The sequence below is a fragment of the Nitrosomonas eutropha genome (genome assembly GCF_900116685.1).
Lineage (GTDB): Bacteria > Pseudomonadota > Gammaproteobacteria > Burkholderiales > Nitrosomonadaceae > Nitrosomonas > Nitrosomonas eutropha_A.
In genome coordinates this window covers 444,469-459,914 of sequence record NZ_FPBL01000001.1, presented here as the reverse complement: position 1 = coordinate 459,914, position 15,446 = coordinate 444,469, and the positions used below count along the sequence as shown (strand labels likewise).

The window sequence follows — 15,446 nt, the reverse complement described above, 5'->3', positions numbered from 1 at the left end:
CGTATGAGAAGTATCAGGTGGCTGAGTTTTAGCAGAAGATGAAAACCATTGAAAGGTATTTATTTGTTTTTCTCTTCAGCAGCCACGAATTCCTTGATTTGGCGCAGACGGGCCTCTACGCTGGAGAGCTGGTAAAAATTATCATGCTTATGGCGTAGCGCAACCTGGAGTTGTTCAATTGCTGCCCGGAGATTTCCCTCGCGGATCAGTGCTTCAGCTTCAGCCTGGTGTTGCAGCAGGGCGTTTCCCAGTGCAGCATGACATTGTGCCGTCAGCCGGTAAAGCCGGATATCATCATGAATAAAGCGAGATTGTCCATCGATGAAATTCAGCGCGGTCTGTGCATCTTTGTGTTCCAGTAGTGCATCAGCATAATCATAAACAAGCGCACGATAATGCGGAAAAGATTGTAACGCAGCCTGGTACAGTCTGAATGCATCGTCGATTTGCCCGTCAGCAAGCTTAACGCGTGCAGCAAGTGTTTCAATCATGGCAGCCGATTGCAGATAATCGCCCTCCACCTGAATGGATTTTCCAAGGCGGTGATTTCTTAGGGGCTGCGCAGAAGAATCGGATTGGATAGTCCGGTAAAGTGTATTTAACTCCTCGTCTGCCTGTTTGAACTGCTTGGCGCGCAATAGCGCTTGAATCAGGCCGTAGCGCTCAGCAATTTCATTAATATAGCGTTTATCCTGCAGACGTGCCTTGAATTCACTGACAATTGAAGCCGGGTTACCCCGAGAGGCGCGGATTTTGGCGCGCACCAGATGAAATTCCAGGCTGTCCGGAACTTGCCGGTAGCCCAGCTCCCGGGTGCGATTCTGAATGTCAGCGATACGCTCATGGGTAACCGGGTGAGTCATAAGGTACGAAGGAATTCCATTTTCATAGTAGCGACTGGCGTGTTGCATGCGCTCAAAGAAGGATGACATGCCGTGTGGATCGAATCCTGCCTTGACAAGCATGCCGAACCCGACACGGTCTGCCTCCTTTTCGTGTTTGCGAGTGAAGTTCAGTTGGGATTGAATCGCGCTGGCTTGGGCGGTGGCCAGCACCGCCTGGCCTGCCTGGGGATTGGAGCGTGAAGCAAGAATCGCAATGGCCAGCGCTGCGATCGAACCAATGATGCCCAGATATGAGCTTCCGGAGAGCATTCTGGCCAGGTGTTTTTGGGTGACGTGTGCAATTTCATGTGCCATGACGCCTGCCAGCTCGGATTCATTTTGTGCAGCGGTGATTAGGCCGCTATGAAATCCTACGAATCCACCGGGAAGTGCAAAAGCATTGATTGAGGAATCATCAATGGCAAAAAATTCAAATGGATTATCTGAATTTGTCTGGCCGGCAGCAGCAATCAGCCGATAGCCCAATCTGGCAAGATAGTCAGTGATTTCAGGATCATCCAGATAACTGGCATCAGCGCGGATTTCACGCATGATCTGCATCCCGATTTGCCGCTCCTGATGAGATGTTACCGTAGCTTGCGAGACATCCCCCAGATCAGGCAGCTCCTGTCCAAAAATATGGGCTGGAAATAGCAAGGGCACGATGATGATAAGGTAGTGAAATTTCATGCTGTGTTTGACGAACGCTGACAGACCGAGTTCCTGCTCCTGTATTACAGCAGGCCGTGATTCCAGCCACCAGTACGATAACACCTGTTGTAGACGAAATCGCGCAACAACTGTTGAATTGAGGAACAGCAGCATATTACTGGGGATGATCATTGCCAGAAACCAGACGTGATCGGGAAGCGCCAGGATCGGCCAAAATCACGTCGGGTAATGCGGATGCCGGGAGCTGCCTGTCTGCGTTTGTACTCGCAGGAGTGGATCATGCGCAGCACTTGCCGGACGGTTTCCTCCGGATAATTCATAGCAATAATTTCTGTGGATGACAGGTTGTTTTCCACATGGGCTGTAATGATGGCATCCAGTACGGCATACGGCGGGAGGTTGTCCTGATCGGTTTGATCGGGGCGCAGTTCAGCCGAGGGCGGGCGCTGCAGGATGCGCTCCGGGATAATGGGTGAAATTCCGTTGCGGTAGTGGCAAAGCTGGTAAACCAGTGTTTTACTGACATCCTTGAGGATCGAAAACCCACCAGCCATATCACCGTATAGTGTACTGTAGCCCACCGCAGTTTCAGATTTGTTACTCGTTGTCAGTACCAGTTTTCCGGATTGATTGGCTAATGCCATCAGCAAGGTTCCACGGATACGGGCCTGCAGATTTTCCAGGGTGGTTTGGGGGCCGGTAGTCGGCCAGGTTTGCAATTCAGTGTGTAATGTTTGTCTGAATTGCTCAAACAGCCCGGTAATAGATATCTTGGTGTAATGCACGTTCAGGTTGCCTGCCATGATTTGTGCATCTTGCAGGCTGATGTCGGCTGTATAAGGGGAGGGCATCATCACGCTGTTGACTCGATCTGCTCCAAGTGCATCCACCGCAATCGCCAGTACCAGCGCTGAATCAATACCACCTGACAGGCCAATCACTACCCCGGAGATTCTGTTTTTTTTAATAAAATCGTACAAGCCTAGACATAGTGCCGAGTATACGCCTTCGATCCGATCCGGCAGCGGAGAACATTGTCCGGGCATCAGTTGATGATTATGAAGTTCAATCAGGCCGAGTGTTTCCTGGAAAGCTGCCAACTGGCAAACGAGTTGGCCACTGTGATCCATCGCGAATGAAGCACCATCGAAAACCAGTTCGTCCTGCCCGCCGACCGGATTGATGTAAACAGTTGGCAGGCCGGTCTGAGTAATACCTTCACGCAGCGCCCGATAGCGTTCGGTCTGGCCATCAATAGTATAAGGTGATGCATCCAGCGTCAGTAAAACCTGCGCGCCAGCAGAACGCAAAGCCTGCAAGTGTGCCGGATGCTGGTAATCAGAAAAAGTGGTCAATCCGAAAAGTGTACCGCTACACTCAAACGTACAAGGCCGGTTGCCAGGAGTGAAATAACGGCGTTCATCCAGCAGCAGATTGGTGAACAAATGATTTTTACCATAAGTGATAAGCAGGCGGCCATCCCGAATAACAGAAACAGCATTGAGCAGATTACCGTCCATGCGGTGTGGATGCCCGATTACCAATGTTACGTCATGTATCTGCGTGGCCAGATCCATCAAAGTCTGATGGCAGGCTTGTACAAACGCTGGGCGCAGCAACCAGTCTTCCGGTAGGTGGCCACATAGCGCCATTTCAGGGGTGATGATCAGCTCGGCGCCGGCTTCCCGGGCCTGCTGGCAGGCGTGCAGTATTTTGAGTGAGTTACCGTTCAGATCACCTGCCGTGCAGTTGATCTGAGCAAGTGCGATTTTCACTGTGGGAGGATATGCGGGCCGGCAGTTAAGATCCGGTCAGAAAGGCAGATTTGCATCCGGTCTGGCTTGCAGAATGATTCGGCGAAAATCTTGCTGAATACGTTTCAGCGCATCCTGGTTATCTGCTTCAAAACGCAGCACCGCGACCGGGGTGGTATTGGACGCCCGGATCAGGCCAAATCCATCTTTGTATTCTACCCGCAGGCCGTCAATCGTAATCACCTGATCAGCCTCGGGAAAATCGGCCTCTTGCTGGAGCTGCGCAATTAAAGCGTGGTTTTCTCCTTCCTTGAGCCTGATTTGCAACTCCGGGGTGTTGATTGTGTCAGGCAGGGCGTGCAACACTGCATCCGGGTCGGCTTGTTTGCTCAACAGTTCCAGCAGACGCGCCCCTGCGTACAGACCATCGTCGAATCCGTACCAGCGTTCCTTGAAGAAGATATGACCACTCATCTCGCCTGCCAGCAGTGCACCGGTTTCCTTTAACTTGGCTTTGATGAAGGAGTGCCCCGTTTTCCACATAACAGGTTTGCCACCGTGTTGCGTGATCCATGGTGCCAATGTGCGAGTGCATTTAACATCGTAAATGATTTGGCTGCCAGGGTTTCTGGATAGCACATCGGCTGCAAACAGCATGAGCTGACGATCCGGGAAAATGATGCTTCCATCCTTGGTGACAACGCCCAGTCGGTCACCATCGCCATCAAAGGCAAAACCGATTTCAGCATCGGTAGTAGCAAGTGTGCGGATGACATCCTGCAAATTCTCCGGTACTGAAGGATCAGGATGATGATTCGGGAAAGTACCATCCACTTCACAAAACAGCTCGATCACTTCACAGCCCAGGCGACGATACAGTTCCGGCGCCAGAATACCAGTTACGCCATTGCCGCTGTCCACCACAATTTTGATTGGCCGCGCCAGCTTGACATCCTCCACGATGCGTTGCAAATAAGCGGGAACGATGTCGTGCTGGCGATAGCCACCTTGTCCATGCGTCAGGTTATTTTGCTCAATACGCAACCGTAATGATTGAATGGTCTCGGCTGCCAGCGTTTCACCTCCCAGCACGATCTTGAGACCGTTATATTCTGGCGGGTTGTGGCTACCGGTCACCATTACCCCCGAATAATTACAGAGTTCGTGCGCAGCGTAATACAGCACCGGGGTGGCGACCATACCAACATCAATGACATCAATTCCACTTTTACGGATACCGTTCGTCAGGGCTTGCACCAGTTTGGGGCCGGATAGACGGCCATCGCGACCCACTGCAACGGCTGTCAGCTGACGTGTGCGTGCCTCGGAGCCAATGGCATGGCCGATCTGTTCCACTACTTCCGGAGTCAGTGCGGTTTCTACGATGCCGCGTATGTCGTAAGCCTTGAAGATTTCGCGTGGAAGTGTGCTCATGCAGTGATGATTCCTTGATTCCGGTAAATGATGAATGATTGGAAAGCCGGTCTTTTGCCGTGTTATGCGTGATGATGATCCGGATCCGGCGTGCCGATCAGGGTGTAGCGTGTACCGCAGTAAGGACACATGGCTTTACCAGTTGCTTCTATTTCGAGAAAAACACGTGGATGCCAGCTTTTTGTATCCATAGCCGGGTTGGGGCAGTACAGTGGTAAATCATCCGGATGGATTTCAATTGCTTGTGGGTAGGTGACTGTAGCAGGAGTGCTCATAGGGAATTCCGTCTGGTTTAACAATTAAACGTAATGCAGCCAATCGGCATGTTTATCTGATTTGCCGTTGACACAATCAAAAAATGAGGTTTGCAACTGCTCGGTAATCGGGCCGCGTTTGCCATTACCGATCATGCGGCAATCCAGTTCACGAATCGGTGTAATTTCTGCCGCCGTGCCGGTAAAGAATGCTTCATCTGCACAATAGACTTCATCGCGCGTAATCCGCTTCTGAACCACTTCCATGCCGGCTTCCTCTGCCAACTGAATGACCGTCGCGCGCGTGATACCTTCCAGGCAGGATGTCAGATCAGGCGTATAAATCCTACCTTTCTTGATGATAAAAATATTTTCACCAGACCCTTCTGCGACATAACCATCTACATCCAGCAACAGGGCTTCCTGATAGCCATCCTGCGCCACTTCCTGATGCGCCAGAATTGAATTGGTATAGGTAGATACTGATTTGGCACGACACATATTGATATTGACGTGATGCCGGGTGAACGAGGATGTCTTCACGCGGATACCGTTTTCCAGTGCATCGTCACCCAGATAGGTTCCCCATGACCAGGCAGCGATTGCAATATGGACAGACAGGTTTTTGGCAGACAACCCCATAGCTTCCGAACCATAAAAGACGATCGGGCGAATATAGCCGGAAACCAGCCCGTTTTGTCGAACAACATCCAGTTGCGCCTGTGTCAGCGTGGCTTGATCAAAAGGGATTTTCATTCTGAAAACATGTGCCGAATTAAACAGGCGTTCTGTATGCTCGGGCAAGCGGAAAATAGCTGTTCCCCGGGGTGTCTGGTAGGCGCGCAATCCTTCGAATACTCCCATTCCATAATGCAGGGTATGGGTGAGCACATGTGTCGTGGCGTTGCGCCACGGAACCAGTTTTCCGTCATACCAGATAACCCCGTCACGGTCCGCCATCGACATGCTGAAACTCTCCTGTATTAGATCTGTAAATTGGACGACGGAAAGTACCGACGTCGGGTCATTGTTTTTTTTGAATCTGCCGGAATTTTGACCGGTTAAGCTTTCCCTGAAACCTTTATTTGTATTCTAGCGTATTTTTGCTGACGGGAACGCCAGCACAGTTTGATGGATTCGAAATCATGGTAAAAAATGTGGTAATTTCAGGAAGTATTTTCACCTTCAATTATTTCTGAGTAATTATCACTATCCATGCAATCACCTCGTTTCGATGCACTGATTATCGGTAGCGGCCTGGCCGGGTTGACACTTGCTCTGAATCTGGCAGAAACCCAAAAGGTCGCACTGATTACCAAGCGAACGCTGTACAACAGCTCCAGTGCCTGGGCGCAAGGGGGAATTGCAGCTGTACTGTCGATGGAAGACTCGCTGGAAGCACATATCAACGATACGCTGATTGCCGGCGCGGGGCTGTGTAACGAAGCCATGACCCGTCATATTGTAGAAAACGGCCCGCGAGCGGTCAGGTGGCTGATCGAACGAGGGGTTAATTTTACGCGCGATGATCACAATGAAACCGGTTATCACCTGACACGTGAAGGCGGTCATAGTGTCCGCCGTATCATCCATTCTGATGATGCGACCGGCAAGGTAGTACAGCTCACACTCACCAGGCAGGCAGCTCAGCACCCGAACATTACCGTGCTGGAACACCATATTGCAGTGGATCTGATCACCAGCGAAAAACTGCCTCATGCCCGAGGTAGTAACCGCTGTTATGGCGCTTACGTGCTTGATATTCATGCCGGGAAAGTACGCACGATAGCGGCACAGAATACAATTCTGGCCACTGGCGGGGCAGGCAAGGTCTATCTGTACACTACCAATCCGGATGTGGCAACCGGGGATGGCATTGCCATGGGGTGGCGTGCAGGTTGCCGGGTTGCCAACATGGAGTTTGTCCAGTTTCATCCCACCTGTCTGTATCACCCGCATGCAAAATCCTTTTTGATCACTGAAGCAGTGAGAGGTGAGGGCGGAGTGCTGAAATTACCTGATGGCGAGCGTTTCATGCTCAAGCATGATGAACGGGCTGAACTTGCTCCGCGTGATATCGTGGCGCGCGCAATCGATTTTGAAATGAAAAAACGCGGACTGGATTGCGTGTTTCTGGATATATCGCACCAGCCCGCCGATTTTCTGGTGCAGCATTTTCCGACAATCTATAAGCGTTGCCTGGAGCTGGGCATCGACATTACACGTGAACCCATTCCGGTGGTTCCCGCAGCGCACTATACCTGTGGCGGTATCGTGATCGATCAGCGTGGAAGAACGGATCTCGACAATCTGTACGCGATTGGTGAAACTGCGCATACTGGACTGCATGGTGCCAACCGGCTGGCCAGTAACTCCTTGCTGGAATGCCTGGTAACCGGTCTTTCAGCGGTTGAAGATATCCTTGCCCGATCGCCCGCGCCGGATTTGCCATTGCCTGACTGGGATGAAAGCCGTGTAACGGATGCGGATGAAGAAGTCGTCATCTCCCATAACTGGGATGAATTGCGCCGTTTCATGTGGAATTATGTCGGTATCGTGCGCACCAACAAGCGATTGCAGCGGGCGCAACACCGCATCAGACTGCTGAGCGGGGAAATTGATGAATACTATTCCAATTTCCGGGTAACCAGCGATTTGCTTGAACTGCGTAATCTCGTGTGTACTTCAGACCTAATCGTTCGCAGCGCCATGCTGCGGCATGAAAGTCGCGGATTGCACTACAGCCAGGACTATTCGGAAGCCTTGCCACGAGCCACTGATACGATCTTGTCACGATAGCGACGAAAATGAGAAGTGACTCGAAGCTTGGTATCGGACCATGAGGGCGGAGATGTTCGCCGACTTCAACGATTTGCGCGGAACGTTCGCCAGCGCCGACTATGTGGATGGGCTTACGGTGTTCAACATCGGCGGCAACAAGTACCGGTTGATCGCCTCGATCCACTACAACCGGCACAAGGTCTACATCCGCGCCGTGCTCACCCACGAAGAGTACGATCGGGATGAATGGAAGCAGACAAGGAGAAACTGATGGCCCATACCCACAAAGTGGCGCCCGAACCGCAAGCAATTCTTCGGGTTTGGCCGCTGTTCAAGGAAGCGGTCGGCGTGACCTCGGTTCGCACTGAGGAGGATTATGCCCAAGCACGGATAACTATCGAAGCCCTCCTGGATGAGATTGGAGACGATGAGAATCTGATGTTCTCGACTACCTTGCCGATCAAGTGGCGGCCTATGAGGATGAGCATTACCCGATTCCCAAGGTTGAGCCAAAGGAAGTGTTACGCTTCCTGATAGAGCAGCAGCACGGGCTGAAGCAGGAAGACCTTGCGGACTGTGCTCCACAGGGCCGCATTTCCGACATCCTAAGAGCCTGTTTATGATCTTCTGAGTATCAGTGCCATGAAGGCCAGATGAATAAACTGCAAGCTGGTGTTAAGTTTGCGCTCGCAGTTTTTCCACAGCCGTCGGTTCTTCTCCAGCCAGGCAAAGCTGCGCTCGACGATCCAGCGCTTGGGGATAACCTTGAACGTGTGCAATTCACTACGCTTGGCAATCTGCACTGTCACGTGCTCGTCCAGGATGTCCTTGACGTCCTGGGCAAAAGGCTGACCGATGTAGCCGCTATCACACAGCAGACTTTGGACTTGCTTCAAGTTCGGTTTGCAGCGCTTGAGAGCCTGCAAAGCTCCTTTGCGATCGGTCACTTCCGCAGTGGTTACCGCAATAGTATGTAGCAAACCCTGGGTATCTACCGCGATATGACGCTTGATGCCTGATACCTTCTTGCCTGCGTCATAGCCCTTCTGGCCCGCCGTGTCCATGTTCTTCACGCTCTGCGCGTCCACGATCAGGAACGTGCTACAAGCGTTGCGCCCCAACTTCTCTCGGGCCGCTCCAACAGGCTGACGCCATTCTGGTCGGGCTCGCTCCATTTGCGCCAATAGGCATATACGCTCTGCCACTTGGGAAACTTGTCGGGCAGGTATCTCCATTGACAGCCAGTGCGCAGCAGATACAACACCGCGCAAAACACCTCGTACAGATCCACTGTCGCAGGCTTGGTGCGGCAGCGTACACTGCGCAGTAATGGCTCTATCTCGGCAAACTTCTCTCGGCTGATGTCGCTGGCGTATTTTGGTCTCTTCACCTATTTATTATCAGGGGTGAGAAACAGATTGTAAACAGGTTCTTACATCGCTAGCTTTCCTGCGGAGTAAACGAGTCTTCGTCTACCCCGCTTACCCACTACACCGATACAAAGCTCGCCGCAAAACCCGCAAACGCAGCGCCTACAACAACGAGTGGGATAATCAGCTTGGATTTGAAATAAAAAAGTGCGGCGAGTGCTACAGTAAAGATAATCACGGTTATGATGTTCACAACACTCACCACCACCAGGGCGATGCTTGTCCCTGCGATCAGACCGACGACACCTGACGTGATGCCTTCGAGGAACTCACGTACACGCGGTTCGCTGACCAATTTCTCCAGAGGATCGTGCGCAAGGAGCGTGAAGGCAAAGGCAGGCAGGAAGATGCCTGCTGTCAGTATGATTGCTCCCATAGCTCCGTCGCCAAGGTAACCGACAAACGTCGCAAAGATAATCAGTGGTGCGGGCAGCAAACCGGATAGCGCCAGGCCATCGAGGAATTCGGTATTCGTCATCCAGGCACCGTCGGTAACAGCATCCTCCTGTAGGAACGGTATAACGGTGTAGGCACCGCCAAATGTGAGCATCCCTGCCTTTAGTCCTGAGATGAACAGCTCCCATAGCGACCGCTGGGCCTCGCTTTGGCCCTGTTGAACCGCCACATTACCCATACCGACGAGATGGAAGTCGTTAGAAACAAGCACGCCGATTACTCCAAGGGCGCACAGGATCATCAAGGAGATGGCAAGCGACGTTTTATCTCGCTTCGCCAATACGTAAATTACGCCTCCTGCAATGAGTATGATTGTGAAGTGAACGCCTGTGAGCTGAGCAGCCGTCGCAATGATCGCGATAAGCCATAACCATCGATCGATCAATACATGACTGCCGATACGATGGACTGCGCGTACGATGAGTGCTGCAACAGACGCTTGCACGACTGCGAAAATGGTTGCAAAAGTGCCTGTCGTCTGTAGTCCATAACGAATATACAGACACGACAGAGTCATCATGAGTATAAAGCCAGGCAGCATGAAGCCCAATCCTGCCAGAATACCACCGATGCGCCCACGCGCCAGCATGCCGAAATATACGCACAACTCATGTGCCTCAGGGCCTGGCAGCACCTGATACATTGCTAATACCCGGTTGAAGTGCTGCCGACTCACCCATTTCTCTTCCTCGACCAGTTCGTGCTGGATCATCGCGATCTGCGCAACGGGCCCACCCCACGCCAGTGAACCGAACTTCAAAAAGCGCAAAAAGAGACGACCAAGCGACTCGTGTGGTACGCGTACCGCGCTCTCATTCAGCGAAATAGGGGATGTATCTGAATTCGGTACTTTGGTACCTTGGTTTGAAGCGTCCATGCGTTCTCCTCTATAGGGAATTTAACCTTAAGATTGGAGCAAGCCTTGGACGCGAGCGTCTTGAGTGGGGAGGCTGCTAAATCCCCAAATTTTAGGGTGCAATGTTAATTTTTATTGTTGGAAAAAACAAGAACAGACTAAAAAGAAAAATAGGAAGTGCAAATCGGGGCACAGACGTTGGTGCAAAAAACGTCCATTTATTGGACTCAATCTGTAATTTTCAGAAGATAATTGCATCAGTTGACTGGGTGTAACTGGCTGTTCTCTTGATCACCGCCACAGGGTAGACTACTGGCAGCGCTCAAAGTGTGGTCGACTATCAGAATTGCTGATGTTGCTGCTCAAGTGCTGGGTATTTCTCGGTGACAGATATACGTTCTGATCCGACTTGCTCGGCAAGGCTCAAAACCTATATTTTATAGGTTAGGTCTATAAAACACCGATTGACAGTCGGTTTATTGATGCCTAAACTTATCTTTTTAATTGTCAGGCTACTTGCGTAGTTGATTGCTTTATGTATGGTTCAAAGCGTTTTCATTTAGGCGAGCTGGAATTGGCAGTTCTCGAATATCTATGGAGCAACGGCGACTTCGATGCCAAAGGCGTTTATAACACTTTGGGGAAAATGCGTGGCATTTCACACAATACCATTCAATCTACACTTGAACGCTTATTCAAGAAGAAGCTATTGATGCGTCAAAAAATCAGTCATGCTTATATTTATCACGCTGCCGTAAGCCGTGATGAACTTATGGGCCGCATGATCAAGGATGTTGTTAAGGTCATCTCTAAAGAAGACACCGATAGTATGTTGGCTGCTTTCATCGATATTGCGGCTCATCATACTGATGATTCTCGGTTGGATAAACTAGAGCAGTTGATTAATGAATATCGCTTAAAGAATTAGGGAAACGCTAATTTATGTTGTCATTGCCAAGAAATATAGCGACATGGTGATCCAGAAAATTGATTATAAAAATCATCTGGATTGTTACCTGCTTTATTACATTTGAAGTTGCAATGACATTTATTGGTTTAGTTAGTACCTCCCTGGAATACGATACTAAAAGCTTACTGTGACCCTACATTTAATCCAGTCAGGCTTTTTAGCGCTACTCTTTTTTACGGGTTCAGCGGCATTACTATCTATACCTTTGTATTCATGGACGAAGGACAAACTGATTCAACTGCCTTGCTATATACGGTTTAATTTATTGACGTTGTGGCTGCTGAGCCCCGTTTTAATAGGGATGCTATTGGCTTTAGGCGGATTATTTCCTTCCTGGACAGATAGTCATGAAATAGCAACAAAACACTGTGCCAGCCATACTAATGGCATAGCACATTTTTGCTGGTTTGATCCAATTGTTCATCTACCTAATGTGTTATGGCAAGGTGGAAGCAGCCTGCTAGCGATGATCATGTTGTTTAATATATATAAAGGTATCCAGTTACTGACCAGGCATCAAAATTTTCAAGCAGCACTCCGGATGGTCAGCCGACTGGATCATAAAGCTGGTGTTTATCGCATTGCCAGTAAGTATTTATTTGTTTTCTCTTGTGGCCTGTTTACACCTCGTATTTTTATTTCCACACAGCTCATGGATCAGTTATCGGTTAAACAGTTGGATGTAGTACTGGCGCATGAGCAAGCACATTGCCGACGACGCGATGTGTTACATCGCTTATTAATGAATTTGGCAGCTCTGTTTCATTTTCCTGCTCTACGTCGACATTTACTGGCTGATTTGGCATTGTCACAGGAACAAATCTGCGATGAAACTGCTGTGCTGAAGGTCAGGGATCGTATTTTTGTGGCAGAAACCATCGTTAATCTGGCTCGCCAATTAAATACACGGATTCCGGAACAGGATATAGGTACCACTGCGTTCAATGGCAGTCATATTGATGTCAGGATTCAACAACTGCTGGAGCCACCCAAACCAGTAAGTCGTAGCAGTATATTTTATACAGTACTATTTTTTAGTATTTTGTTTAGTGGCATGCTGGCGGTAACTATGCCTTTGCATCACTTAATCTAACTCTCATGAGCAATCTATAGAATGGCTCAGTTCAAAAATCATCTACCAAAAATACCGATTAATAATCGGTATTTTGTGACAAACACTTTATTTATGGCTCTGCTAATGCTTTTTGTACCAGCATATGCACAAAAGGCTGCATTTTTAACTGAAGCACAGACGGTAGAAAAGGTTTTGCAACAGGCCAGTATCCAAGATTGGATCAAAGGTACTATCAACGAGGCGCAAAGTGATATTGAAGAATATTCGCACTGGGAAAACCCAACGATCTATTATTTGCTGGATAACCCTCGCTTGCGAGACCAAAATGCAACTGAACAATCTTACATGATCAAGCAGAGTATTGATTTAAGCGGGCGACGTAAATTAAGACAATCAGCAGCCGAATTTCGCCTGCTGTCTGCCACAGATGCAACACAATCCCGTCTTGCCTTATTCAAAGCTAAAACTCGCCTGTATTTCTTTGACGTGTTGTATAAGCAACTGCGGTTGCAGGCTATTAGTACCTGGTTACAACACCTCGTTGAACTAGAGAAAATTATCCGCAAACGGGCTTTTGCGGGCGACGTACCCGGTTATGATTTAAAACGTTTGCAGCGCGAACATGCTTCTGCTGTGACACACCAACAAGCTGAGCAAGCAGCGCTGCATCACAGCTGGGAGCTACTAAATGCTTTGTGGGGAGACTATGACACAGTGGATTTTGGGTCTGGCGTCTCAGGCGAGCTCTTGCCAGCAGCACCTGTGGCTTTAGATCAGCTCTTGGCAGCACTGGAACAGAATCCGGCTTTGCAAAGCCTCGCCAAACAAAAATCCGCTCTTAACTTAAATTCAGAAGCAGCTGAGCGCTGGAAAATTCCCAAATTCAATCTTGGTGTTGGTGCCAAAACGTTTAATGCCACCAACTATTCCGATACAGCGTTACTGGTCAGCATAGAAATACCATTACCACTCTGGAGTCAGAATAATGCCGAGCGAATACGCTATCGTGCGCAGGCGCAAAAGGTTGACGGCAAGTACCGCCTGGAGCATCAAAAAACATATGGTGAAATTCGCGGCTCATGGCAAGAATTGACAGGTCTGTTACAAGCGATACAGACCTTTGAGCAACGAGGTCAAACTGTCTCGGACGAACTTATCAATATCGCTAGCATTTCGTATCAAGCTGGTGAAATTGGAGTTTTTGAGCTACTGGATGCCTATCGTGAACGATGGGCCTATGATCTGGACAGATTAGATCTTATGCGTAAGGCCCGCACTGCAAGTATTGAACTGGATCGATTGACAGACACTGGGATCATTCCATGAATAATGTAATGAGAATCCTCACTCTACTTTTCCTGATACTTCTGACAGCCTGTAGCAGACAGAATACAAACATTGATAGCCAATTATCAAAGCCTACAGCATATGATTTTACTCACTACAGTGATAAAACTGAACTGTTTGTCGAATTCCGGGCATTAACAGTCGGGCAGGCATCCCTGTTTGCGGCGCATTTTTCCAGGCTCAGTGACTTTCATCCTGTTACAGAAGGCACGGCCACAGTTATTTTGAGCAGTAAAGATTATCCTGCAGAGCGATTCTCAATTAACTCACCTTCAGTACCCGGTATCTTCGTCATCAAGGTGGAGCCTCGCTATGCGGGTCAGCGACAACTTACTATTGAATTGGCATCGAAGGCATTTACGGTCCGCCACGAATTAGGTGAAGTGCCAGTTTACCCGGATCTCGCGGCAGCTCTTGCTGCAGCAGATGCTGAACAAGAAGAAGACAGCGGCGATATTCCCTTCCTCAAGGAACAACAATGGAAAATAGATTTTGCCACCGAAATTATTGATCAACATGAATTGCAACAATCAGTACAGGCACTAGGTTTCCTAAAAGCTTCTGCCGGAAATGAAGCCTATGTCAGTGCCCCAACCAGTGGGCACTTACTGACACAGGCTGACGTATTGCCGAAAGTGGGCATGCCAGTGAAACAGGGACAAATACTGGCTTCATTGGTGGCACGCCTCAGTGGTGCCACTGATATGGCACAACTGGAGTTTGAGGTTCAAAAAGCACAAGCGGAAGATCAACTGGCTCGCAGTGAATTGAATCGTCTACAACCGCTCTTTGAGATCGAGGCGGTTGCCAAGCGCAGGGTTGTCGAAGCACAAAGTAGAGCTGAAGTTACGAAAGCCCAGTTGAACGCCGCAAGGAAACGCCTGGAGCAAACGTGTAACCAAACTATTGGACGTGCTTCCGGAGTGCCTGTTTACGCACCGATCAGCGGTATTCTGGCACAAGTAACTGTTGCTTCTGGCAGCTATGTCGAGGAAGGTAAAGAACTGTTCCACATCATCAACCCCGATACCTTATGGTTGGAAGTGAGAATTGCCGAATCCGATGTTGCACAACTGAAAAAACCTGAGCGAGTTGGCTTTAAAGTGGACGGCTTCACTAGCGAATTCCAGATTCAGTTAGGCGAAAACGGCAAACTTATTTCTTACGGTCAAGTAATTGATTCAGTCACACGCACGGTGCCTATGGTTGTCGAGTTCCAAAATCCACAGAGGCAATTATCAGTCGGTTCATTAGTGCAGACACGCATCTATACAGGCGAGAAAATAGCATCAATTGCCGTACCTGAGACGGCACTCATTGATGATAACGGCCAGGATGTAGCTTTCGTACAGTCAGGAGGGGAGTCATTTCAACGCCGGGTGTTGCGGTTAGGACTTAGGGATCGTGATTTTGTGCAGGTACTCAGTGGCTTAAATGAAGGGGAACGTGTCGTAACAAAAGGTGCCTATCTGGTTTTTCTGGCTGCTTCATCGCCTGCGCAATCAGGTGCTCATGGCCATGCACACTAGCGGT

The 15,446-nt window shown here is 49.5% G+C and carries 12 protein-coding genes and 1 pseudogene; 6 read left to right on the top strand and 7 right to left on the bottom strand.

What is annotated here, in order from left to right:
- Positions 1-59 precede the first annotated feature (59 nt).
- From BM331_RS02300 to BM331_RS02280, 5 genes are all read right to left on the bottom strand, one after another.
- Complete coding sequence (locus BM331_RS02300) at positions 60-1,727, bottom strand: M48 family metalloprotease (protein ID WP_371265318.1); 1,668 nt, start codon at positions 1,725-1,727, stop codon at positions 60-62.
- Complete coding sequence (locus BM331_RS02295; protein ID WP_074926635.1) at positions 1,724-3,331, bottom strand: NAD+ synthase; 1,608 nt, start codon at positions 3,329-3,331, stop codon at positions 1,724-1,726. The genes BM331_RS02300 and BM331_RS02295 overlap by 4 nt, the downstream gene beginning before the upstream one ends.
- Before the next feature lie 36 nt (positions 3,332-3,367).
- Complete coding sequence (locus tag BM331_RS02290; RefSeq protein ID WP_074926634.1) at positions 3,368-4,744, bottom strand: phosphomannomutase/phosphoglucomutase; 1,377 nt, start codon at positions 4,742-4,744, stop codon at positions 3,368-3,370.
- Positions 4,745-4,806: 62 nt separating this feature from the next.
- Positions 4,807-5,019: a zinc-finger domain-containing protein gene (locus BM331_RS02285; protein WP_074926632.1), complete on the bottom strand. Its 213-nt coding sequence runs from the start codon at positions 5,017-5,019 to the stop codon at positions 4,807-4,809.
- A gap of 24 nt (positions 5,020-5,043) precedes the next feature.
- Positions 5,044-5,964 (bottom strand): branched-chain amino acid transaminase, encoded by a 921-nt coding sequence (locus BM331_RS02280; RefSeq protein WP_074926631.1) that lies wholly within the window; start codon positions 5,962-5,964, stop codon positions 5,044-5,046.
- Positions 5,965-6,213: 249 nt separating this feature from the next.
- Between BM331_RS02280 and nadB the strand changes: the two genes are divergently transcribed.
- Positions 6,214-7,797 (top strand): L-aspartate oxidase, encoded by a 1,584-nt coding sequence (nadB, locus tag BM331_RS02275; protein ID WP_074926629.1) that lies wholly within the window; start codon positions 6,214-6,216, stop codon positions 7,795-7,797.
- 31 nt (positions 7,798-7,828) lie between these two features.
- Positions 7,829-8,050 (top strand): annotated as a pseudogene (locus BM331_RS11780) (type II toxin-antitoxin system HigB family toxin); the annotation flags it as partial.
- A 346-nt stretch (positions 8,051-8,396) separates the two neighbouring features.
- Here the strand turns inward: BM331_RS11780 and BM331_RS11380 are convergent.
- Both BM331_RS11380 and chrA read right to left on the bottom strand, forming a co-directional pair.
- A protein-coding gene (locus tag BM331_RS11380) for an IS5 family transposase (protein ID WP_371265317.1) occupies positions 8,397-9,169 on the bottom strand; the annotation gives its coding sequence in 2 pieces (ribosomal slippage) (positions 8,397-8,914 and positions 8,914-9,169; 774 coding nt in all).
- Positions 9,170-9,267: 98 nt separating this feature from the next.
- Complete coding sequence (chrA, locus tag BM331_RS02250; protein WP_083414652.1) at positions 9,268-10,542, bottom strand: chromate efflux transporter; 1,275 nt, start codon at positions 10,540-10,542, stop codon at positions 9,268-9,270.
- Between the two features lie 514 nt (positions 10,543-11,056).
- Here chrA and BM331_RS02245 point away from each other — a divergent pair.
- From BM331_RS02245 to BM331_RS02230, 4 genes are all read left to right on the top strand, one after another.
- A complete protein-coding gene (locus BM331_RS02245; protein ID WP_074926624.1) occupies positions 11,057-11,449 on the top strand; it encodes a BlaI/MecI/CopY family transcriptional regulator in 393 nt (130 codons plus the stop codon).
- Between the two features lie 343 nt (positions 11,450-11,792).
- A complete protein-coding gene (locus BM331_RS02240) occupies positions 11,793-12,584 on the top strand; it encodes a M56 family metallopeptidase (RefSeq protein ID WP_074926623.1) in 792 nt (263 codons plus the stop codon).
- Between the two features lie 21 nt (positions 12,585-12,605).
- Positions 12,606-13,892, top strand: coding sequence for a TolC family protein (locus tag BM331_RS02235; RefSeq protein ID WP_074926621.1), 1,287 nt, complete (start codon positions 12,606-12,608; stop codon positions 13,890-13,892).
- On the top strand, positions 13,889-15,442 hold the full coding sequence (locus BM331_RS02230) for an efflux RND transporter periplasmic adaptor subunit (protein ID WP_074926620.1): 1,554 nt from the start codon (positions 13,889-13,891) through the stop codon (positions 15,440-15,442). Before BM331_RS02235 ends, BM331_RS02230 begins: the two co-directional genes overlap by 4 nt.
- Positions 15,443-15,446: the final 4 nt, after the last annotated feature.